The sequence below is a fragment of the Burkholderia sp. ABCPW 111 genome (assembly GCF_000773065.1).
GTDB lineage: Bacteria > Pseudomonadota > Gammaproteobacteria > Burkholderiales > Burkholderiaceae > Burkholderia > Burkholderia savannae.
This window is the reverse complement of record NZ_JPWT01000077.1, coordinates 60452-82028: the sequence shown is the minus strand read 5'-3', so window position 1 is coordinate 82028 and position 21577 is coordinate 60452. Positions and strand designations below refer to the sequence as shown.

Sequence of the window (21577 nt, the reverse complement as noted above, 5' to 3'; positions counted from 1 at the left end):
CGGCCGGCCGCGATACGGCCGTGCCGCCCTTCCCGCTTCTCCCGTCCAGCTCGCCCGATCTCCTGCGAGACCATGCGGTATTCGACAGCCCGGCTTCACGCCGGGCTTTTTTGTGCCGGCTTCCTGCGCTCGATTCGCGCCCGCGCGCGAGGGCGAAACCTCGCAATGGCGGCGGGCTTGCGAACCTGTGGTAAACATCTGCGTCGCCGAACGCGGGCGCGAAGCCCCGGCAGCCGAGGCTGCGGGCCCCGCCCGGCGGCACGCGCCGCGCCCGGCCGCCGCAAGTCCTTGACCTGCGCCGGGCGGATCGCTAGCGTTTCGCCTTTGCCGCGCCGCGCGGCCCGACGATCGGGCTCGCACGCCGGCGCGAAGACACGCAATTGATGGGAAGAATGATGCAAAAACTCGATGCGGCGAGCCCGGAAGCACAATCCGCGGATCTCGTGTCCGCGAACATCGAGCGCCTGAAGGCGCTTTTTCCGGACGCCGTGACCGAAGGAGCGGACGGCGCGTCGTTGAATCTCGACGCGCTCGCGGCGCTCGTCGGCGCGCCGGCCGTCGCCGACGCCGACGAGAAGTACGGCCTCAACTGGCACGGCAAGCGCCGCGCGCGCAGGCTCGCGCTCACGCCGTCGACGGGCACGCTGCGTCCATGCCCGCGCGAGAGCGTCGATTGGGCGTCGACCCGCAACCTGATGATCGAGGGCGAGAACCTCGAGGTGCTGAAGCTGCTGCAAAAGAGCTACGCGGGGCGCGCGAAGCTCGTGTACATCGATCCGCCGTACAACACCGGCAAGGATTTCGTCTATTCGGACAATTTCACCGACAGCCTGCGCCACTATCTCGAGCTGACCGGCCAGACGACGGGCGGCAAGCGGGTGAGCAGCAACGCCGATGCGAGCGGCCGTTTCCATACGGACTGGCTCAACATGATCTATCCGCGGCTGAAGCTCGCGCGCGACCTGCTCGCCGACGACGGCGTGATTGCCGTGCACATCGACGAGCACGAGCAGCACGCGCTCGTGCTCGTGATGCGCGAGATCTTCGGCGAGGACAACGAGCTCGGCGTCGCGGTGTGGGACAAGCGCAATCCGAAGGGCGACGCGCGCGGGATCGCGTACCAGCACGAATCGATCGTGCTGTTCGCGCGCGACGCGGCGCTGCTGTTCGAGCGCGCGCCGCTCAAGCGCCCGAAGCGCAACGCGCAGCGCATGCTCGACGCGGCGCGCGCGGCGATCGCGGGCGCGTCGACGATCGCGGACGCGAACGTCGCGTACCGGAGCTGGGTGAAGTCGCAGCAGGCAACGCTGTCGGGCGGCGAGGCGATGTACGACCGGCTCTCGGCCGACGGGCGCGTCTACCGGCTCGTGTCGATGGCGTGGCCGAACAAGAAGAAGGCGCCCGACGACTACTTCGCCGCGCTCATGCATCCGGTGACGGGCCGGCCGTGCCCCGTGCCCGAGCGCGGCTGGCGCAACCCGCCCGCGACGATGCAGGCGCTTATCGACAAGGGGCTCGTCGAATTCGGCGTCGACGAAACCACGCAGCCGCAGCGTATCTACTTTCTCGACGAGAACATGTACGAGAACGTGCCGTCGGTGCTGCCGTTCGGCGGCTCGGACGACGCGCTGATGAAATCGCTCGGCATTCCGTTCGATCAGCCGAAGCCTGTCGAATTCGCCGCGTCGATCGTCGGCTGGTGCACGGACGGCGATGATCTGATCGTCGACTTCTTCGGCGGCTCGGGCACGACCGCGCACGCGGTGATGGCGCTCAACGCGGCCGACGGCGGCCAGCGCCGCTACGCGCTCGTGCAGTTGCCCGAGCCGCTCGACGCCGACAGCAAGGATCAGAAGGCCGCCGCCGATTTCTGCGCGGCGCAGCGCGTGCCGCTCAACCTCGCCGAGCTGACGAAGGAACGGCTGCGGCGCGCGGCGGCGAGGATCGCGGCCGAGCATCCGGGCGTGCGCGCCGATCTCGGCTTTCGCGTGTTCAGACTCGATTCAACCAACGTCTCCGAATGGGACCCGCGCGGCGACGACATCCAGCAGTCGCTGTTCGCGGCCGTCGACCACATCAAGCCGAACCGGTCCGACGAAGATCTGCTGTACGAACTGATGCTCAAGCTCGGCCTCGACCTGTGCGCGCCGATCGAGGCGAGGACGATCGCCGGCAAGGCGGTGTACGTGATCGACGGCGCGATCGTCGCGTGCTTCGACGCGCGCATCGATCGCGCGTCGACCGACGCGCTGGGCGTCGGCATCGTCGAGCTGATCGCCGCCTCGGCCGCGGCGGGCGCGGCCGAGGCGCGCGACGTGACATGCGTGTTCCGCGACAGCGGCTTCACGGACGACGTGGCGAAGGTGAACCTGTCGGCGATCCTCGAGCAGCACGGCGTGAAGCGCATCCGGAGCCTCTGATGCGCGCACGCGAGCCACACGCAGACAAGGAAGGTTGAGCATGCAGTTGCATTTCGAGTCGGATCTCGACTATCAGCTCGAAGCGATCGAGGCGGTATGCGATCTGTTTCGCGGCCAGGAGGCGTGCCGCGCCGAATTCAGCGTGACCGCGCAGGCCGCGCGACGGCGCGCGAGCCCGCAGATTTCGCTCGGGATGGCCGAATCGGGGCTCGGCGTCGGCAATCGCCTGACGCTCGACGCCCACGCGTTCGCCGAGAATCTCGCGCGCGTGCAGGTGCGCAACGGCCTGCCGCCGTCCGGCGCGCCGAGCTCGAACGATTTCACCGTCGAGATGGAGACGGGCACGGGCAAGACCTACGTCTACCTGCGCACGATCTTCGAGCTGCACCGCCGCTTCGATTTCACGAAGTTCGTGATCGTCGTGCCGTCGGTCGCGATCAAGGAAGGCGTCTACAAGACGCTGCAGATCACCGAGCGGCATTTCAGGCGCCTGTACGCGGGCGTGCCGTTCGATTGCTTCGTCTACGATTCGGCGAAGCTCGGCGAGGTGCGCAGCTTCGCGTCGAAGTCGACCGTGCAGATCATGATCGTCACGGTCGCCGCGATCAACAAGAAGGACGTCAACAGCCTCTACAAGGACAGCGAAAAGACGGGCGGCGAGAAGCCGATCGACCTGATTCGCGCCACGCATCCGATCGTGATCGTCGACGAGCCGCAAAGCGTGGACGGCGGGCTCGAAGGGCGCGGCAAGGAGGCGCTCGACGCGATGCGGCCGCTCTGCACGCTGCGCTATTCGGCGACGCACGCGGACAAGTATCAGATGCTGTACCGGCTGGACGCGATCGACGCGTACGAGCGCAGGCTCGTCAAGCAGATCGAGATCGCGTCGGCGACCGTCGAGGGCGCGCACAACAAGCCGTTCATGCGCGTGATGTCGATCGCGAGCCGGCGCGGCGCGATCACGGCGCGCGTCGAGCTCGATGTCGCGACGGCCGACGGCGGCGTCGAGCGGCAAACGCTGGCCGTCTCCGACGGCGACGATCTCGAGCGCGCGACGAAGCGCGCGGTCTACGCGAACTTCCGGATCGGCGCGATTCACGCGGCGCGCGGCGCGGAATACCTCGAGCTGCGCTATCCGGGCGGCGACGCGTTTCTGTCGATCGGCGACACGCACGGCGACGTCGACACGCTCGCGATCCAGCGCGAGATGATTCGCCGCACGATCCGCGAGCATCTCGACAAAGAGCTGCGTCTCACGCCGCTCGGCGTGAAGGTGCTGTCGCTCTTCTTCGTCGACGCGGTCGACAAGTACCGGAAGTACGACCGGCACGGCCAGCCGTTCAAGGGCGACTACGCGCTGCTGTTCGAGGAGGAATACCGCCGCGCGGCGAAGCTGCCCGCGTATCGCGCGCTGTTCGGCGGCGTCGACGCCGAGGCCGCGGCCGAAGCCGTGCACGACGGCTACTTCTCGATCGACAAGAAAGGCGGCTGGACCGACACGAGCGACAAGAGCGCGGGCAGCCGCGAGAACGCGGAACGCGCGTACGGCCTCATCATGAAGGACAAGGAGCGGCTGCTGTCGTTCGACACGCCGCTCAAGTTCATCTTTTCGCACTCCGCGCTAAAGGAAGGCTGGGACAATCCGAACGTGTTCCAGATCTGCACGCTGCGCGACATCCACAGCGAGCGCGAGCGCCGCCAGACGATCGGCCGCGGGCTGCGTCTTGCCGTGAACCAGCGCGGCGAGCGCGTGCGGGGCTTCGACGTCAACACGCTGACGGTGGTTGCCGGCGAAAGCTACGAGCAGTTCGCCGAGAACCTGCAGAAGGAGATCGAGGCCGATACGGGGCTGCGCTTCGGCATCGTCGAGACGCATCAGTTCGCGGCGCTGCCCGTGTCGGCCGCGGACGGCAGCGTCGCGCCGCTCGGCGTCGAACAGTCGACCGCGCTGTGGGCGTATTTGCGGGACGCCGGCTATCTCGACGCGCGCGGCCGCGTGCAGGACACGCTGCGCGCGGCGCTCAAGCTGCGCGCGTTGCCTCTGCCCGACGCATTCGACGCGCAACGCGCGCTGATCGTGGACATGCTGCGCAAGCTCGCGGGCCGGCTCGACGTGCGCAACGCGGACGAGCGTCGCCACATCGCGCTGCGGCGCGACGCGCAAGGCAAGGCGGTGTACCTCGGCGACGAGTTCCGCGCGCTGTGGGATCGCATCCAGTACCGGACGACGTATCGCGTGAACTTCGACAACGCGCGCCTCGTCGAGCGCTGCGTGGCCGCGCTGAAGGCGGCGCCCGCCGTCGCGCAGGCACGGCTGCAGTGGCGCAAGGCCGACATCGCGATCGACGCGGCGGGCATCGAGGCGACCGAAATCGAGGACGCCGGCACGATCGCGATCGACGAGGGCGAAGTCGATCTGCCGGATCTGCTGACCGAGCTGCAGGATCGCACGCAGCTCACGCGGCGCACGATCGCGACCGTGCTGATCGAGAGCGGCCGGCTCGACGAGTTCCCGCGCAATCCGCAGCGCTTCATCGCGCTCGTCGCCGCGACGCTCGAGCGCTGCAAGCGCGATGCGCTCGTCGACGGGATCGAGTACACGCTGCTCGGCGAACGGCACGTGCACGCGCTGTCGCTGTTCGAGGACGAGCCGCTCACCGGCTATCTGTCCAGCATGCGGCGCGGCGCGGCCAAATCGATCCACGAGGACGTGCCGTGCGAGACGCCCGCCGAGCGCGCGTTCGTCGAATCGCTCGAACAGGACGACGCGGTCAGGCTGTATGCGAGGCTGCCCGGCTGGTTCCGAATCCCGACGCCGCTCGGCAGCTACAGCCCCGACTGGGCGGTGATGATCGCCGAGGAAGGCGGGCCGCGCCTGTATTTCGTCGTCGAATCGAAGAGCGGCCTGGCCGACGGCGATCTGCGCGCGTACGAGCGGCGCAAGATCCAGTGCGGCGCCGCGCATTTCCGCGCGCTGGCGGCGGCCGTCGACGATCCGGCGCGCTACGTGCGCGCGCGCACCGTCGACGATCTGCGGGCGTCCAAGCCAAACGCGCACGACGCGGCCTGAGCGTCGACACCGCACGTTCTCGCCGTTTTTTCTCGCTGCGTCGCCGCATCGCCGGTGGTTTCCGGCGTGCGGCGCGCAGCGGTTTCCCGCCGCAGGCTCTTGCGCGCGCCCTTCCCCGCTTCGTTTCGCGGTGCGAAGCGAATTTCCTCGAACGCACGCTGCATCGCGCAACGCCGCGCACTTCATTTCGACATCCATAACGTCGGACGATGCCCGTGTGCATCGTCGAGCTAGTGTTTGTGCGCCGTCGGGAAAGATGCGCGCCGCACGCTGTTCCACACTCCGTGCCGGAGATCGACGGCGGCGCCCCGAGCGTCGCCGCGCATAACGACAACCCCAACGGAGACGACGATGAAGAAGTTTGCGGTAGCGGCGGCCGGCCTGGCCGTCACGGCGGGCGCGCACGCGTCCGACGGCAGCGTGACGCTGTTCGGCCTGGTGGATGCAGGCGTGTCCTACGTGTCGAACGAAGGCGGCAAGCGCAATGTGCATTTCGACGACGGCATCGCGGTGCCGAATCTGTGGGGGCTCAAGGGCACGGAGGATCTCGGCGGCGGCGCGAAGGCGATCTTCGAGCTGACGTCGCAGTACGCGCTCGGCAACGGCGCCGCGCTGCCGACGCCCGGCTCGATGTTCTCGCGCACCGCGCTCGTCGGCCTGTGGAGCGAGCGGCTCGGCAGCGTGACGCTCGGCCAGCAATACGACTTCATGACCGATTCGCTGACGTTCGGCTCGTTCGACGGCGCGTTCCGCTACGGCGGCCTCTACAACTTCCGTCAGGGCCCGTTCTCGAAACTCGGGATTCCCGACAATCCGACCGGCTCGTTCGACTTCGACCGGATGGCAGGCTCGAGCCGCGTGCCGAACTCGGTCAAGTACACGAGCGCGAACCTGAACGGTCTCGTGTTCGGCCTGATGTACGGCTTCGGCAATCAGGCGGGCGGCGGCCTGTCGGCGAACAGCACGGTCAGCGCCGGCCTCAAGTACGAGACGGGCAATTTCGCGCTCGGCGCCGCGTACGTCGAAGTCAAGTATCCGCAGATGAACAACGGGCACGACGGCCTGCGCAACTGGGGGCTCGGCGCGCGCTACGCGTTGTCGGCGTTCGATCTGAACCTGCTGTACACGAACACGAAGAACACGCTGACGGGCGCGGCGATCGACGTGATCCAGGCGGGTGCGCGCTACGTCGGCGCGCCGTGGACGATCGGCGCGAACTACGAATACATGAAGGGCAACGCGCAGCTCGAGCACAACTACGCGCATCAGGTCACGGCGGCTGCCCAGTATGCGCTGTCGAAGCGCACGTCCGCCTACGTCGAGACCGTGTATCAGTTCGCGGGCGGCAGCGCCGGCGCGCACGCGTGGATCAACGGCGTGATGGGGCCCGATGCGCAATCGAGCTCGCGCTCGCAGTTTCTCGCGCGCATCGGGATGCTGACCCGCTTCTGAACGCGTTGCGCTCTCCGGCGGCCGTCGCGCGGCGCGAGCCGGCACGGCGCGCCGGGCGCGCGGCCATCCGCCTGCGGCGGCCCGGCCGCAGGCCCGCACGCGCGACGCGTGGCGCGCCCCCTCCCCGCATCGGTCTCTTCCGCCCGCATAGGCTTCGCGCGACGGCTTATGTGAACCAGCGCACATAACTCCGCAGTCACCGCGTCAAAATCGTCGCTCGGGCGGCGGAATTCGCGTTCCGGAGTAAACCGGATTCAGTTCGCGCCGAATATTTAATATGCTAACTATATTCGGGCAGACAGGATGCCCCGGCACGGGTCCGGCTGGACGTGTACTCGCAAGGAGCGCATGGTGAACGGCAGATTCTTCACGACGGCGGGCGAATCGCCCGCGTTTCGCGGCCGCGCGTGGGGCCGCGTCGTCACGCAGTACTTCGGCGGACTCGACGCGTGCTGCGACGACGACGCATTCGACGCGCAGCTCAGCCAGTACGAGATCGGCCCGATGCGGGTGTTCACGATCGCCGCGCCCGCGCACCGGATCGTGCGCCCGGTCGCGGCGCTGCACGATCACGGCTCCGACTACTTCAAGCTGATCCTGCAACTGAGCGGCGTGAGCGAAATCGAGCAGCGCGGCAAGGTGTTCCGGCTTCGCACGGGCGACTGGAGCCTGTACGATCCGCGCGTGCCGTACAGCATCGCGAACCTGACGCACGTCGAGCAGCTCGCGATCCAGATCCCGCGCAAGCAGCTAGGCGGCTTCGCGGTGCCCGATCTGCACACGTCCGATGCGCGCGAATTCGAACTCAAGGGGCTGTTCTCGCTACTGTCGTCGTTTCTCGTATCGTTGTCCGAACAATTGCCGTCGCTGCCCGGCACGACGGGCACCGCGCTGTCGGAGACGATTCTCGGCCTGATCGTGTCGACGCTGAGCGCGCAGCGCGATGCGCAGGGCGAGCACGTCACGCTGCCCACCGTGCTGCGGATGCGCGTCAAGCAATACATCCAGGGCCACCTCGCCGACGCCGATCTGTCGATCGACCGGATCGCGCGCGAGCTGCGCTGCTCGAAGCGCTATCTGCACCGGATCTTCGAGGAGGAAGGCGTGACGATCGACCGCTACATCTGGTCGAACCGGCTCGAGCGCTGCAAGGAGGCGCTCGACAACGCACGCGCGGCGAAGCCCGCCATTTCCGAAATCGCGTTCAGTTGGGGTTTCAGCAGCAGCGCGCACTTCTGCCGCAGCTTCAAGCAGCGTTACGGCATGACGCCGCGCGAGTTCGTGCGGCGGCGCGCGTCGTCCTGAGCCGCACGGGCGGCACGCCGTCGGCTGTCGCCCGGCCCGCTCGCTTCGCGCCGGGCGACGCGCCTATTTCGATGCGTCAGGCCGCGTTCGCGCCGCTTCCCTTCGATGCAAGATAGCTGCCGTGCAGAATCTCCGGCCGCTCGCGCAGCGTCTGCGCGCTGCCGGCGAATGCGACGCGGCCGCGCTCGAGCACGTAGGCGTCGGTCGCGAGCGCGAGCGCGATCGTCGTGAACTGCTCGATCAGCAGCACCGCGACGCCCTCTTTCGCGATCTGCGCGACGGTCCGCGCGAGGCGCGCCGTGACGGCAGGCGCGAGGCCGAGCGACAGCTCGTCGATGAGGAGCGTATGCGGTTCGCCGATCAGCGCCTGCGACACGCACACCATCTGTTTCTGGCCGCCCGACAGATCGTTGCTGCGTGCATCGAGCTTCGGCTTCAGTTCCGGGAAGATCGCGAGCACGCGTTCGATCGCGTCGTCGAGCCGCCGCGCAGACAGGAACGCGCCGGCGGCGCGCAGGTTGTCGCGAACCGACAGCTCGCCGAGCACGCGATGCCCTTCCGGCACGACCGCGATCCCGCGACGTCGCACCGCCTCGGGCCGCAGCGCGCCGAGCGGCGCGCCGTCGAGCAGCACGTCGCCGGACGTCGCGGGCAGCGCGCCCGCGACGCTCATCACGAGCGTCGATTTGCCGGCGCCGTTCGCGCCGACGAGCGCCGTCACCCGCCCGGGCGCGACCGTGAGCGACACGCCGTGCAGCACGGGTTTGTTCGCGCGATGGACGACGAGGTCTTTCACTTCGAGCTGCATGATCGTCGGACTCCTTGTCAATTGAGATGCGGCGCGCGTGCCGCGCCGCATGCGTGCGGCCGCGCGGGCTCGCGTAATGCCGCGAATGCCGCGGGGCGGTAAAGCGCGTTGCGCGTCAGGCGTGGCGCGTGCGTCGAGCGCGGACCGGCCGGTTGCGCGACGCCGCGCGTCTTTTCGAGTTGCCCGGTCGCGTGTCGCCGCGGCGCGGCGCGATCGGGCGGCGAACCGCAAACCGGCCTTGTGCCGTTCGCGTTCGCGATCACGCGCGACGTTTTCCGCAACGCGCGCCCACCGGTTCGCCGCCTCGCTTCAGGCCTCATGCTCATCGAATGCCTTGCCGAGATACGCGCTGCGCACGAGCGGATCGTCGAGCACCGCGCGCGTCGGTCCGAGCGCGAGCCGCTTGCCGAAATCGAGCACGAGCGTCTGTTCGCACACGGCGTCGATCAGGTCCACGTCGTGATCGATCAGCAGCACCTGCGCGCCGACGAGTTCGGGAATGCGAACGATCACGTCGCGCAGCCGCGCGGCTTCGGCTTCGTTCAGGCCAGCGCCCGGCTCGTCGAGCAGCAGCAGGCGCGGCTCGCCGACGAGCGCCTTGCCGAGCTCGAGCATCCGGCGCTGATACAGGTTGAGCGCCGCGCCCGGCACGTGCGCGACGTCGGCGAGGCCGACGAGCTCGAGCGCGCACACGGTGTCGTCGCGCGCGGCGAGCGCCGGCATCACGTGCTCGGCGAGCGCGAGCACGTTGTCGTGGACGCTCAGGTCCTCGACGATCTGCTCGGTCTGGAACGTCCGCCGCACGCCCGCGCGCACGCGCTCGGTGACGGAGAGCGCGAGCAGCGCGCGGCCGTCGAGCGCGACGCTGCCCGCGCGCGGCCGCAGAAAGCCGCTCAGCACGTTGAGCAGCGTCGTCTTGCCCGCGCCGTTCGGGCCGATCAGCCCGCAGATTGGCGCGTCGAGCGTCGCGTCCAGCGCATCGAGCACGCGTGTGCCGCCGAACTGCACGGTCAGGTTCGAGATTTCGATCATCGCGCGCCTCCGTCGCGGGGGCGCAACGCGTGCGCGATCCGCGACGCGAGCCCGGCAAGCTGCCCGGCGATGCCGGCGGGCGCGGTGATCAGCGCATGCAGCAGCGCGGCGCCGAAGAAGATCATCGCGAGATAGCCGTTCACCCCGAAATCGGTCAGGAGCGCGGGCACCGCGCGCAGCAGGAGCCCGGTGATCAGCGCACCGAACCAGTGATAGACGCCGCCCACGACCGACAGCGCGAACAGCAGCACCGATTCGGACGCGGCGAACGCGCGCCCGTCGAGCTGGCCGACTGTGCCGGCGAGCAAGCCGCCCGACAGCCCGGCGAGCAGCCCCGCGAGCCCGAACGCCCACGTTTGATAGAGGACGACGTTCACGCCCGCCGCGAGCGCGGTCGTCTCGCCGCGCCGGATCAGCGCCCACGAGCGCCCCGCTTTCGAGCGGCGATGCAGCTCGATCAGCGCGAACGCGAGCGCGGCCCACGCGGCGACGTAGCGGAAATACGCGGCGTCGCTCTGACCAAAGAGCGGCCGCGCCATCATCTGCCGCGCGCCGAACGATAGATGGCCGGTGAAGCCGTCGCCGCCGTCCGGGAAGCCGATCGCGGACACGACGACCTGAAACCCGCCCGCCATCATCAGCGTGACGAGCGCGAGATAGAGGCCGCGCAGGCGCAAAGCGGGCAGCCCGGCGATCATGCCGATCGCGCTGCCGCCCACGGCGCCCGCGATCATGCAAAGCTCGAACGGCACGCCGAGATGCGCGAGCCTGAGCGCGACCCAGCCGCCGACGCCGAGCAGCGCATGCTGCGACAGGCACACGAGCCCGAGCTGCCGATACAGCAGCGCAACGCCGGCGGCGGCGATGCTGATCGTCAGCGCGGACGTCAGCGTCTTGATCCAGTACGCGTCGGCGACGGCGGGCACGACGAGCGCGATCGCGGCGAGCGTGCCGAGCGTCGCGGCGAGCGGGATGCGCGCGCCGCGCGGTCGGACGCGTGCGGCCGCGCGGCGCGGCGGCTCGGCAAAGGCGAGAGGCGTTTTCATGATTCGTTCGCGGCGTGGCCGATCGATTTGGAGCCGATGAAGAGCATCGCGACGAGCGCGATCAGGAACGGCGTCGCGCTGCGGTAGGGCGCGAAGCCGGGCACGGTGATCGCGAGCGCCTCGGCGAGGCCGATCGCGATGCCGGCCGCGACCGTCGCGGGCAGCGACGCGAGGCGGCCGACGATCGCCGCGGCGAACGCCGGGATCACGAGGAACGTGAGCACCGCCGCCTGCAGGCGCACGAGGTTCGCGAGCAACAGGCCCGTGATGCCCGCGAACACGCCGGAGATCACCCACGCGGCGACGTCGACGCGCAGCACGCGAATGCCGAGCAGGCCGCTCAGGTGCCGGTTGTTCGACAGCGCGCGCATCTGAAGCCCCAGCCGCGTGCGCGCGAGCACGACGCCGATCGCCGCCATCATCGCGAATGCGAGCGCGAGGCCGACGATGCGCGTGTACGTGAAGCGGACGTCGCCGAAGTCGAGCGCTTCGCTGTCGGTCGGCAGCACGAGGCGGCGCGGCGTGTCGCCCCAATACCACTCGCAGAAGCCGAGCAGGACGAGCGCGAAGCCGAGCGTCGCGACGCTGCGCACGACGCGCTCGCGCCCGGCGAGGCGCGGCGCGAGCACGAGGCCGTAGACGAGCGACGCCGCGGTCGACGCGGCGATCGCCGCGCCCCACGCGAGCGTCTGCGGATAGTCCGCGTCGAGGCACGCGGCCGCGACGTAGGCGCCGAGCGCGCCCGTCGCGCCGAACGCGAAGTTCAGCACGCCCGATGCGCGATACAGCACGACGAGACCGACGCCCGACAGCGCGTAGACCGCGCCGACGCCGAGCCCGGAGATCAGATACGGAACGAAGTCGATTGCGTTCATGTCGTCAGTGCATCTTCTTTTCGGCCGCGCGGATGTCGGCGAGTTGCGGATCGTCGACCGCCTGGCAGGCCGATGCCGTCTTCCAGCCCGAGCCCGTCGATTGCGCCATGCGGCCCGCGTTGTTCGCGTTGTGCCGGTCGCCCGCGCCGACATAGAACGGGCCGCACAGGATGTCGCTGCGGAAGTCCTTCACCTGGCGCAGCGCGGCCGTCACGTGCGCGCGGTCGAGCTGGTTCGCGGGCAGCTTCAGCAGCGTGTCGGTCACGAGCCGCGCGGCGAGATAGCCCGCCTGCGAGAACGTGTCGCGCGGGTCCTTCTTGTCGCCGTACTTGTTCATCACCGCGAGCCAGTTCTGGTTGTCGGGCGTTGGCGCGTCGAGCGGCTGGAATTCGAGATTCACGTCGAAGTTGCCCTTCCAGTACGGGCCGATCGCCTTCGGCACGCCGAGGTCGTAGCCGGACGCCGCCGACACGAAATGAATCCGCCGGCCGAGGTTCTGCTGCTCGGCGGCCGACAGGATCGGCACCATCAGCCCCTTCGGCAGCCCGAGCAGGATCGCCTGCGGATTCTTCGACGCCGCCTGTAGCACGACCGAGGTCGGATCGGCGGAATCGGGGTCCATCACGATCGTGTCGACGCTCACGCCATTCTGCTTGCCCCACAACGCCGGCCCTTCGCACGACCACGCGCCGAGGCTCGGAATGTTCGGCGCGATGCAGACCATCCGCGTCGCCTTGTACTGCTGCTTCGCGTACAGCGCGGCTTCCGTCATCGACAGGCGCGGCCCCATGTTGAGCGGCACGTAGTTGCGCGCGAAATAGCATTCGCGCGGCACGCCGACGCCCGCGATCGCGATCACGTTCTCCTGCTCGTAGAACTTCGCGTTCGCGCCGCATTCGACGAAGCTCGCGTTGCCCGCGAGCGCGAGCACCTTGCGATCGCGCACGAGCTTAGACGCGACCTGCGACGCCGTTTCCGGATTCCACTGATCGTCTTCGACGAGGTATTGGACCGGCCGGCCGTTGATCCCGCCGTTCGCGTTCACGCACTTGAAATACGCGGCGGCCGCCCGCACCGACGAGCTGAAATCGTCGGGGCCGGTCTTGCCGACGATCGCGCCGATCGGAATCGGCGCGCCGGCCGCGGGCTTGCCGTTCGCGAGCCCGCAGCTCTGCGCGAACGCCGCGTGCTGCGCGAAGAGGCCGGCGGCGCCGATGCACGCGCCGACGAGCGTGCGCTTCATGTTGGGGAAAAGCGGCTTCATCGTGTCTCCTGGTGTTGTCGTGGGGCGCGGCTCCGCGTGCGGGCCGCGCCCTCGGGTGCTGCGTGGATGCTCCGGTGTTGCTCGGGTGTCGCTTCGATACGTCGGTGCTGCAATGCGTCAATGCGTCAATGCTTCGGTGCTTCGGTGCTTCGGTGCTTCGCCGGCGCTCGGCCGCTTCGCGGCGCGCGCCGGTTCGCCCGTCAATGCGCGATGCAGACTGACTTGAGCTCGGTGAACTGCTCGAGCGCCGCGCGGCCGAGTTCGCGCCCGTAGCCCGATTGCTTGAATCCGCCGAACGGCAGGTTGTTGTCGAGCATGTTGTGCGTGTTGACCCAGACGATGCCCGCCTTCAGGCGCGGCACGATGCGATGCACGAGCGACAGGTTCTGCGACCACACGCTCGCCGCGAGCCCGAAATCGGTGTCGTTCGCGAGCCGCACCGCGTCGTCGACCGTGTCGAACGGCGTGACCGTGACGACCGGACCGAACACTTCCTCGCGCACGATCCGCATCGAGGGCGCCGCGTCGACGAATACCGTCGGCTTCACGAAATAGCCGCCGTCGAGCGCGCGTGCGCCGCCCGTGACGAGCGTCGCGCCCTCTTCCTTCGCCGCGTCGACGTGGCCGAGCACGCGCTCGAAGTGCCGCTTCGACACGAGCGGGCCGATCTGCGTGTGCGGATCGAAGCCCGAGCCGACCTTCATCGATTCGGCCGCCGCGGCAATGCCGGCAACGACGCGCTCGAAGTGGCGCTTCTGCACGTACACGCGCGAGCCCGCCGTGCAGACTTGCCCCTGGTTGAAGAAAATTCCTTGCGCGGCGCCCCGCGCGGCAACGTCGGGATCGGTGTCGTCGAAGACGATGAGCGGTGACTTGCCGCCGAGCTCGAGCGTGAAGCGCGCCATCCGGTCGACGGCCGCGTGGCCGATCGCTCGGCCGACGCCGACCGAGCCCGTGAACGTGATCTTGTCGACGCCCGGATGCGCGACGAGCGCCGCGCCCGCCTCGGCGCCCGTGCCCGTCACGATGTTCAGCACGCCGTCGGGCAGCCCCGCCTGCTGCGCGAGCTCGCCGAGGCGCAGCGCAGTGAGCGGCGTTTCCTCGGAGGGCTTCAGCACCACCGTGCAGCCGCACGCGAGCGCCGTCGCGACCTTCCACAACGCGATCGCGAGCGGGAAATTCCACGGCACGATCGCGCCGACGACGCCCACCGCTTCGCGGCGCGTGTACGCGAAATACTCGGTGTCGGCGGGCACCGCGATCGACGTGTCGAGCGTCGAGCCTTCGATTTTCGTCGCCCAGCCCGCCATGTAGCGCACGTATTCGGCGCCGCCCAGCACGTCGATCGCGCGCGCGACGCCGACGAGCTTGCCGGTCTCGAGCGTCTCGAGCGCGGCGAGCTCGTCCGCGTGCCGCTCGATCAGTTCGGCGAGCTGATGAAGCAGCTTCTCGCGGCTCGCGGGCCGCATCCGCGGCCAGTCGCCCGAATCGAACGCGCGGCGCGCGGCGGCGACGGCCGCGTCGACGTCGCGTGCGTCGCTCGCGGCGACCTCGGCGATCGTCATTTCGGTCGCGGGATCGACCACGGGCAGATAGCGGCCCGAGCGCGGCTCGGCTGCGCCGCCGTCGATCCAGTTGCCGAATTGGCGGCGGGCGAGAAAGCCGGATTGGCGTTGATGCTGTGTCGAGAGAGCGGCCAGGTTCATGAAGATCTCATGCAAAACGGAACGGTTGAACGGAAGCGCGAATGCGCGTTCACGGCTGCATCGCCCGCGCCACGAGCAGCGTGTCGGTGAACTGCTCGAAGCGCACGATCTTGCCCGCCTCGACGCGCCAGACGTGCGCGACGCGGCACTCGAACGATTTGCCGGTGCGCTTGTAGGTGCCCGAGTAGCGGCCGATGCCGATCACGGTGTCGCCCGCGTCGTGCAGCGCGTCGAGCTTGAACGTGTAGCCGTCCCACTCTTCGCCTAGGCGCCGGAACACGTTGCTGACGATCTCGTCCGCGCTGCGGTACGTGCCCGCGCACGGAAAGCCCGCCATCTCGGTCCATTCGATCGAGGGCGCGATGTCGGCCATCATCGCGGCGGGATCGCGCCGGTCGGATGCCGCGTAGTGATCGGCGACGATTTGATAAGGGGTACGCATCGTGTGCTCCTCAGACAGGTTGCGCATCGTCCGGATAGACGGTCTGCGACAGTTTGCGGATGAACGAGCCGGCCGGCTGGTTCGAGATCGCGCCGTCGCCCGTCTCGCCGAGGAATTTGCCCGTCGAGCGGCCGGCCGCGAAGTTGAACACGAATACCGACGCGACCGGAATCAGGAATTCCCGGAATGTGAATACATAGAGATCGTCGGCGAACTTGTAGGTCGTCGCGAGATCGACGTCGCCGTGGCCGCGCTGCTCGCCGACGAGACATTGCCAGCAGTAGCGCGTCGAGCTCAGGTACGTGTGTTCGTATGTATGGTTCGGGCTGTAGACGTTCAGCGTGCGCGTGCCGATCAGGTCGCGCGTTTGCGCGGGCGCGACGCCCGACACGCCCGCCTTGGCCGTCTCGGCCTCGCCGCCCGCGAGCGCGCCGACCAGGAAATCCTGCGCGACGCGCGGCTCCGCGCCTGCTTCGTCACGGCTGCGGATGCGCGACAGGATGCCGAGCGCGCGCCGCGTCGCGGTATTGAACACGAGCGTCAGCGCCTCGGCCGGCCGGCTCTTGAACGTGACGTCGACGAAGAACGTGTCGGGCGCGACTTCGATCGCTTCGTACCAGTCGGTGTCGCCCGCATCGCCGCGTCGCCACGAGAGCGTGTGGCCGTCGACGAAATTCGCGGCGAACGCGCCGCTCGGCAGCTCGAACGTCAGCGTGCGGCCGGCGAGCGCCTGCGTCGCGGGCAGCCGGTTCGTGTCGATGCCGGCTGCGAAGTCTTCGTAGTTCTTCCAGTCCTGCGGTGTGTCGCTCATCGGTTCGGTCCTCGAAAAAGGTGTTCTTGCGCGTGGCCGCGCTCAGCGTGCGAATTCGATCGTCGGCAGATCGACGGCCGATGCGCCGCCGTCGACGAGGAGCGACGTGCCCGTGATCATCGACGCATACGGCGACGCGAGATACAGCACCGTGTCGGCGACTTCGTCGGGCTCCGCCGGGCGGCCGAGCGGCACGTCGCGCGTGACGAGCCGGTACGCGTCCTCGCGCGTCGCGAGTCCGTGCGCGTCGCGCAGCGCGTCCATCTGCTCGTCGGCCATCGCGGTGCGCACCCAGCCCGGACACACCGCGTTCACGCGCACGCCGGCGCGGCCGTAGTCGCGCGCGAGCGAGCGCGTGAGGCCGATCAGCGCATGCTTCGTCGTCACGTAGCCGATGACGTTCGGGCCTGCGAAATGTCCGGCGAGCGACGACAGGATCACGATGTTGCCGCGCCGCTCGATCAGCTCGGGCAGCAGCTCGCGCGCGCAGACGAACGCGGTGTCGAGGTTCACGCGCGTCGATTGCGCCCACGATGCGTCGTCGGTGTCGAGCGCGCTGCCGACGCCGTGGCCGCCTGCGTTCGCGACGAGCACGTCGACGCGCCCGAACGCCGCGCGCGCCTCGTCGAGCGCGCGTTGCACGTCGCGCGCGTCGGCGGCATCGCCCGCGACGGCGATCGCGGCGCCGCCGAGCGGTTCGGCGACGGCTTCGAGCGGCTCGCGGCGGCGGCCGACCAGCACCGCCTTGCCGCCCGCTTCGACAAACTTGCGTGCGACGGCGGCGCCGATGCCGGTGCCGCCGCCCGTGATCAACGCGACTTTGTCGTTGAACGTGTGCATGACTGACGTCTCCTTCGATTGAGTGTGAATGCGCGATCGTGACGGCACGACGGCGCAACGTAACAACGCGTGCGCCGTGCTCAGCGCAGGTGCGCCGCGGGCAGCGGCGCGGCTTGCGGCGCGCCCGCGGCGGCGCGCACGTTCGATACGGCGGCCGGCGACAGCATGAATTCCGCGCAGCGCTCGGCGATCATGATCGTCGGCGCATTCGTGTTGCCGGACACGAGCGACGGCATCACCGACGCGTCGCAGATCCGCAGCCCGCCGACGCCGCGCACGCGCAACTGCGCATCGACGACGGAAGCCGGATCGCCGCCCATCCGGCACGTGCCGGACGGGTGATAGACGGTCTTCGCGTGCGAGCGCACGTAAGCGTCGAGATCGACGCGGCCGCCGTTGCTCGGCAGCATCTCGCCCGCGATCGCCTTCGACATCGACGGCATCCGCATGATCTCGCGCGCGAGCAACAGGCCGCGCATGAGCGCCGCGAAATCGTCCGGATGACTGAGGAAATTGCCGTCGAAGAGAATTGGCGCGTGCGGATCGGGGCTGCGCAGGCGCACCGTGCCGCGCGACTTCGGCCGCAGGAAGCACGGATTGATCGAGATCCCGTGGCCCGCGAGCGGCTCGCGGCCGACGTCGCCGACGAGCACGGGCAGCACGTGGAACTGCACGTCCGGACGGCCGCCGTTCGCGGTGTCGACGAAGCCGCCGCTTTCGACGACGTTCGACGTGAGGAGCCCCGTATGAAACATCGTGTACTGGATGCCGTGACGCAGCGCGTTGAGCCCGCGGTCCTGTCCCGCGAGGCTGATCGGCTCGCGCGCGCGCCCGTACAGCGACACTTCGAGATGGTCCTGGAAGTTGAGCCCGACCTCGGTCGAATCGTGCACGACCGGAATGCCGTGCTGCAGCAGTTGATCCGCCGGGCCGACGCCCGACAGCATCAGGAGCTTCGGGCTCGCGAGCGCGCCCGCGCACAGCACGATCTCCGAGCGCGCGCGCACGATCCGCTCTTCGCCGTCGCGCGCGTGGTAACGCACGCCGACGGCCGCGCCGTTCTCGAACACGATGCGCGTGACGAACGCATCGGTTTCGATCGTCAGCAGCGGATCGCGCTTGACGGCGGCGAGATACGTTGCGGCGGTGCTGCCGCGCCGGCCTTCGAACGTCGTCGTCTGATAGAAGCCGACGCCCGCCTGCGACGCGCCGTTGAAGTCGTCGTTGTACGGCAGTCCGAACTCTTGCGCGCCCTGGACGAACGCGTGGCTGAGCGGATGCCGAAAGCGCGTGTCGCTCACGTGCAGCGGCCCGTCGACGCCGTGCAGCGGCCCCGCGAGCCGGTGATTGTGCTCGGCGCGCCGAAAGAACGGCAGCACGTCGTCCCAGCCCCAGCCGTCGCAGCCGGCGTCGCGCCAGCCGTCGTAATCGGCGGGCGTGCCGCGGATGTAGACCATCGCGTTTACCGAACTGCCGCCGCCGAGCGTGCGGCCCTGCGGCACGTACATCCGGCGGCCGGCCGCGTGCGCTTGCGGCTCGGTCTCGTAGACCCAGGTCCGTTTCGTGCCGATCACGCGCACGAAGGTCGCGGGCGTGTGGACGAAGAACGAATTGTCGGGCGGGCCGGCTTCGAGCAGCAGCACGCGATGCCCGGCCTTGACGAGCCGGTGCGTGACGACGCAGCCGGCAGAGCCGCCGCCGATCACGATGTAGTCGAATTCCGTCGAGCCGTTGTGGTTTGCCGCCGACATATGTCGCTTCTCGCTTGGTCGAATGGATGGACAGGCTGCCACTATCGGCTAAATCGGCCGACGCGTGCGCCGTGTGCGCTGTCGGTCAATTCAAACTGCGTTCTAAGCGGAAGACGCCGGCGACGCGCACGTTGCGCGGTCTTGCGCACACATCGCAGGCACGGTCCGTCCCTTTTGAGGTTCTACGCCGGAACTCCGGAAATTTCCATCAATTCCGGCCCCTCTACGAGCGCGTCCAGGTCGATTTTGTTGTTGCTTTGAAAGGTGTAATGGCCGTTCAGCAGAATTTGCCGCCAGGCCGCCGACGATATATGCGTGAGCCGCGCCAGTGCCGCGATGGTGCCGCCGGCTTCCGATTCAGTCAGTAGCCGCCACGGAATGCCCGAGTTGTAGAAGATGATCGAGTTGGCCATCATGCAACCCACGCGATTGCGAAGGGCGTCGAGCTGAGCGCCGTGTGAGATCCCTGCGTCACGCATCGATTTTGACCACGTCGATTTACTTGCATACCGACGATGTAAAGCGGGCCCGGCAACTCGGATAGGCATTGACCGATTGGGTCCCTTATATCCATAAATCCCCCGGAACTTCGCGACCCTTATATCTCACACTTATGATGGCGATTCGCGCGCCTTGATCGGGAGGCCAGCGTCTGGGCCGTCCCTTACCGAACTTATCCCGCAACTGGAGTTGGATCGTCAGGCGGCCCGAAGGCGGCGGCCGGCATCAGATGGCCCGGTCGTCGGATCGCACCGGAGGTCGCGTGCCTTGCCGAACGGGCGTGCGGTGGCCATCGGTGGATACGGCTGCAGCACTGCTGTATTCATCGGTAGCTGTTTGGGAAAAGCGCCGCCGGATGCGAGCAGCCGGCACCGGTCCTCAGGTCTCTGCCCAATTGTGTGTCACGGCATGCTTGGGCTTCCCCCTATTCACACGTCTTTGCCCGGGATTTTCAGTCTCCGGCTCGTCGTCTTCCGTGATCGTGAATCATCACTAAACCATCCGTTCATCTCCCATGCACGTCGATACTTTCGAAATGCTCGTGGTGGCGCCTCCCGTTCTTCTGTTTGGCCAGCGGCTGGTCGCGCGTGCGGGTTGCTGCGGGCCTAACGATCCCCGAACCTGTCGTCTTCGGGCTCGTCGTCGCGCTCGCGCCGGCTGAATTGCGCGGAGAAGCAGTCTGGAGGTGCGCTTCGACACATCGATGCAAACCCCGCTGATGCTTGCGCTCTTTACCCTGATCGCCCTGAATGCGAAGCTTTCGAGCCTCAAAATCCGGTAGGCCAATGCTGCTGTGCTTCCTGCTCGTGGTGCTCGAGCCTGCGCATTCGGCAGGACGCACTCGGCATTGAACTGGCGAAGGCGTTGGTGTCAGCGGGCGTCGTTACCGAGCCAGCTCGGGGGCGGCGTAATCGGGCCACCTGAGGGGCGCAATGAGGCATGGCCGGAAATCCAGCCCCAGTGCGACTCGCAAACCGATTCGGGCAACTCACGAAACCAGCAATCAGTTGAATGCCATCCGCCTTATTGCGATAGAACTCGTCGATATACGTTATCTTGACGTTGCAGCACGCCGCGATCGACAAGATATCGCCTCAGCCGGGCGTAATCGGTTGTGAACAACTGACAGATTTTGGATATCTCCGATTCGGTGTATTGGGTATCCGGGGCGAAAGCCGTCGCGATCTTTTCGATGGTGAGATCCGATTCCAGCTGTCTATCGCTCAAATCGTCAACGCTACGACGCTGCCGATCGGCAATCTCTTCCCACACGGCGTCGACATCCGAAAATCCACTCTCATCTCGCTGAATAAGGCCGATGCTCAGCAACCGGGTCACGATTTTGCTGACAGCCTTCGTATCGATGCCGGCTTTCTCCACGATGTCGGCAATGCTACTGGCGCCGAGGGCGATCGCAGCATAAACGGAGCGTGTTTCGCGCGACGTCATTGCGGCAATAATGGCGTCTTTGCGAAGACGCTGGCTCAACGCCTCCTCGCCAATCGGCAAATAGCTGCTACGAATTGGAATTTCCCCCAATTCGACAAGCTCTGACTGCAGCGGCTGAGAACGGAGCGTGCGTTCATTTTGTTGACGCTTCCGGACGATACCCAACCCACTCTGGCGGTATTTGTGCGACTCCGGCAGTGTTATCAGCTCGAATGAATCGTCCAGCCTGCGAAACAGCTCTTCCCAGATCGGCGTTCTGACTCGGCGAACGCGTTGTGCGCCCTCCATGCTGACGGTGGTCAACATGGTTGGCTCGTGCAGGCACAGGTATCCACCAGGGGCGATGTGTTCCCAGAGCGCTGCGACGAAGCGAACATCGTCGGCCGGCGTGCCCGCATCGATCCACGCGATGTCTATCGCTCCCCATGAAGCGATGGTGGCGTCGTCGAGTGCGTAGAAGTTGCTTTTGACGAACGTAACGAGGCTCCTGTCGACATCGTGATCCTTCAATGCATCCCATGCTTCTTCGGCCGAGGAACCTTCGGCCGTGAAGTCGTCAATGGTGATCAGCCTGGGTTGATAGATATCGGGAATTCCAGTCGGGTCCAGAAGTGCGCTGCGCTCCTGCCATGTCGAGGCATCCAGTAAATCTTTGTCGTGTTGCCAATCCTGCCGCGTCTGCTGGAGCGCCTTCGCGATGAAAATCGTGCTGTCGCCGGCACCTATCTCGACCACCGTTGCGGGGCGGGTCATGCGGATGAGCGCCGAGATCAGACTGGCGCTGTTCTCGGTGCCCATTCCGGGC

General features: G+C 67.7%; 16 protein-coding genes and 2 pseudogenes. 6 read left to right on the top strand and 12 right to left on the bottom strand.

Annotated elements, in window-relative coordinates:
* Positions 1–392 precede the first annotated feature (392 nt).
* The 4 genes from X946_RS17580 to X946_RS17565 all read left to right on the top strand — a co-directional run bounded on the left by X946_RS17580 (position 393) and on the right by X946_RS17565 (position 8247).
* Positions 393–2420: a site-specific DNA-methyltransferase gene (locus X946_RS17580; protein WP_038750006.1), complete on the top strand. Its 2028-nt coding sequence runs from the start codon at positions 393–395 to the stop codon at positions 2418–2420.
* 40 nt (positions 2421–2460) lie between these two features.
* Entirely contained in the window at positions 2461–5490 is a 3030-nt protein-coding gene (locus X946_RS17575; RefSeq protein WP_038750003.1) for a type III restriction-modification system endonuclease, read from the top strand.
* Between the two features lie 351 nt (positions 5491–5841).
* Complete coding sequence (locus X946_RS17570) at positions 5842–6942, top strand: porin (RefSeq protein ID WP_038750000.1); 1101 nt, start codon at positions 5842–5844, stop codon at positions 6940–6942.
* Positions 6943–7290: 348 nt separating this feature from the next.
* Positions 7291–8247: a helix-turn-helix domain-containing protein gene (locus tag X946_RS17565; protein WP_038749997.1), complete on the top strand. Its 957-nt coding sequence runs from the start codon at positions 7291–7293 to the stop codon at positions 8245–8247.
* A gap of 76 nt (positions 8248–8323) precedes the next feature.
* Here the strand turns inward: X946_RS17565 and X946_RS17560 are convergent, their stop codons facing one another.
* The 11 genes and pseudogenes from X946_RS17560 to X946_RS17505 all read right to left on the bottom strand — a co-directional run.
* The gene (locus X946_RS17560; RefSeq protein WP_038749994.1) at positions 8324–9055 is read right to left on the bottom strand and encodes an ABC transporter ATP-binding protein; all 732 of its coding nucleotides are present in this window, start codon (positions 9053–9055) and stop codon (positions 8324–8326) included.
* Between the two features lie 309 nt (positions 9056–9364).
* Positions 9365–10087 carry an ABC transporter ATP-binding protein gene (locus tag X946_RS17550; protein ID WP_038749988.1) on the bottom strand — a complete coding sequence of 241 codons (723 nt, stop codon included), beginning with the start codon at positions 10085–10087 and terminating at the stop codon, positions 9365–9367.
* Entirely contained in the window at positions 10084–11133 is a 1050-nt protein-coding gene (locus X946_RS17545) for a branched-chain amino acid ABC transporter permease (RefSeq protein ID WP_038749985.1), read from the bottom strand. The genes X946_RS17550 and X946_RS17545 overlap by 4 nt, the downstream gene beginning before the upstream one ends.
* Positions 11130–12008: a branched-chain amino acid ABC transporter permease gene (locus X946_RS17540; protein ID WP_038749983.1), complete on the bottom strand. Its 879-nt coding sequence runs from the start codon at positions 12006–12008 to the stop codon at positions 11130–11132. Before X946_RS17540 ends, X946_RS17545 begins: the two co-directional genes overlap by 4 nt.
* Before the next feature lie 4 nt (positions 12009–12012).
* Complete coding sequence (locus X946_RS17535; RefSeq protein ID WP_038749980.1) at positions 12013–13272, bottom strand: ABC transporter substrate-binding protein; 1260 nt, start codon at positions 13270–13272, stop codon at positions 12013–12015.
* 200 nt (positions 13273–13472) lie between these two features.
* On the bottom strand, positions 13473–14978 hold the full coding sequence (locus tag X946_RS17530; RefSeq protein ID WP_038750223.1) for an aldehyde dehydrogenase family protein: 1506 nt from the start codon (positions 14976–14978) through the stop codon (positions 13473–13475).
* Positions 14979–15027: 49 nt separating this feature from the next.
* On the bottom strand, positions 15028–15420 hold the full coding sequence (locus X946_RS17525) for a nuclear transport factor 2 family protein (RefSeq protein WP_038750219.1): 393 nt from the start codon (positions 15418–15420) through the stop codon (positions 15028–15030).
* Positions 15421–15430: 10 nt separating this feature from the next.
* Positions 15431–16231, bottom strand: a complete 801-nt coding sequence (locus X946_RS17520) for a molybdenum cofactor biosynthesis F family protein (RefSeq protein WP_038749977.1) — start codon at positions 16229–16231, stop codon at positions 15431–15433.
* Between the two features lie 42 nt (positions 16232–16273).
* On the bottom strand, positions 16274–17071 hold the full coding sequence (locus X946_RS17515) for an SDR family NAD(P)-dependent oxidoreductase (RefSeq protein WP_038749974.1): 798 nt from the start codon (positions 17069–17071) through the stop codon (positions 16274–16276).
* 80 nt (positions 17072–17151) lie between these two features.
* The gene (locus X946_RS17510; protein WP_038749971.1) at positions 17152–18822 is read right to left on the bottom strand and encodes a GMC family oxidoreductase; all 1671 of its coding nucleotides are present in this window, start codon (positions 18820–18822) and stop codon (positions 17152–17154) included.
* A 182-nt stretch (positions 18823–19004) separates the two neighbouring features.
* Positions 19005–19232: pseudogene (locus X946_RS17505) on the bottom strand (hypothetical protein); the annotation flags it as partial.
* A 3-nt stretch (positions 19233–19235) separates the two neighbouring features.
* On the opposite strand from X946_RS17505, the pseudogene X946_RS36320 reads away from it, so the two are divergent.
* Both X946_RS36320 and X946_RS36895 read left to right on the top strand, forming a co-directional pair.
* Positions 19236–19366, top strand: a pseudogene (locus X946_RS36320) (site-specific integrase); the annotation flags it as partial.
* A 660-nt stretch (positions 19367–20026) separates the two neighbouring features.
* A complete protein-coding gene (locus tag X946_RS36895) occupies positions 20027–20104 on the top strand; it encodes a hypothetical protein (RefSeq protein WP_394335882.1) in 78 nt (25 codons plus the stop codon).
* Between the two features lie 242 nt (positions 20105–20346).
* On the opposite strand, the gene X946_RS17500 is transcribed toward X946_RS36895, so the two are convergent.
* Positions 20347–21570 carry a DUF2087 domain-containing protein gene (locus X946_RS17500; protein ID WP_081989715.1) on the bottom strand — a complete coding sequence of 408 codons (1224 nt, stop codon included), beginning with the start codon at positions 21568–21570 and terminating at the stop codon, positions 20347–20349.
* Positions 21571–21577: the final 7 nt, after the last annotated feature.

Bases quoted from the DNA above. Each gene is read 5' to 3' on its own strand.
- X946_RS17580 (WP_038750006.1), top strand. From the start codon at position 393: ATGATGCAAAAACTCGATGCGGCGAGCCCGGAAGCACAATCCGCGGAT.
- X946_RS17575 (WP_038750003.1), top strand. From the start codon at position 2,461: ATGCAGTTGCATTTCGAGTCGGATCTCGACTATCAGCTCGAAGCGATC.
- X946_RS17570 (WP_038750000.1), top strand. From the start codon at position 5,842: ATGAAGAAGTTTGCGGTAGCGGCGGCCGGCCTGGCCGTCACGGCGGGC.
- X946_RS17565 (WP_038749997.1), top strand. From the start codon at position 7,291: ATGGTGAACGGCAGATTCTTCACGACGGCGGGCGAATCGCCCGCGTTT.
- X946_RS17560 (WP_038749994.1), bottom strand. From the start codon at position 9,055: ATGCAGCTCGAAGTGAAAGACCTCGTCGTCCATCGCGCGAACAAACCC.
- X946_RS17550 (WP_038749988.1), bottom strand. From the start codon at position 10,087: ATGATCGAAATCTCGAACCTGACCGTGCAGTTCGGCGGCACACGCGTG.
- X946_RS17545 (WP_038749985.1), bottom strand. From the start codon at position 11,133: ATGAAAACGCCTCTCGCCTTTGCCGAGCCGCCGCGCCGCGCGGCCGCA.
- X946_RS17540 (WP_038749983.1), bottom strand. From the start codon at position 12,008: ATGAACGCAATCGACTTCGTTCCGTATCTGATCTCCGGGCTCGGCGTC.
- X946_RS17535 (WP_038749980.1), bottom strand. From the start codon at position 13,272: ATGAAGCCGCTTTTCCCCAACATGAAGCGCACGCTCGTCGGCGCGTGC.
- X946_RS17530 (WP_038750223.1), bottom strand. From the start codon at position 14,978: ATGAACCTGGCCGCTCTCTCGACACAGCATCAACGCCAATCCGGCTTT.
- X946_RS17525 (WP_038750219.1), bottom strand. From the start codon at position 15,420: ATGCGTACCCCTTATCAAATCGTCGCCGATCACTACGCGGCATCCGAC.
- X946_RS17520 (WP_038749977.1), bottom strand. From the start codon at position 16,231: ATGAGCGACACACCGCAGGACTGGAAGAACTACGAAGACTTCGCAGCC.
- X946_RS17515 (WP_038749974.1), bottom strand. From the start codon at position 17,071: ATGCACACGTTCAACGACAAAGTCGCGTTGATCACGGGCGGCGGCACC.
- X946_RS17510 (WP_038749971.1), bottom strand. From the start codon at position 18,822: ATGTCGGCGGCAAACCACAACGGCTCGACGGAATTCGACTACATCGTG.
- X946_RS36895 (WP_394335882.1), top strand. From the start codon at position 20,027: ATGCAAACCCCGCTGATGCTTGCGCTCTTTACCCTGATCGCCCTGAAT.
- X946_RS17500 (WP_081989715.1), bottom strand. From the start codon at position 21,570: ATGGGCACCGAGAACAGCGCCAGTCTGATCTCGGCGCTCATCCGCATG.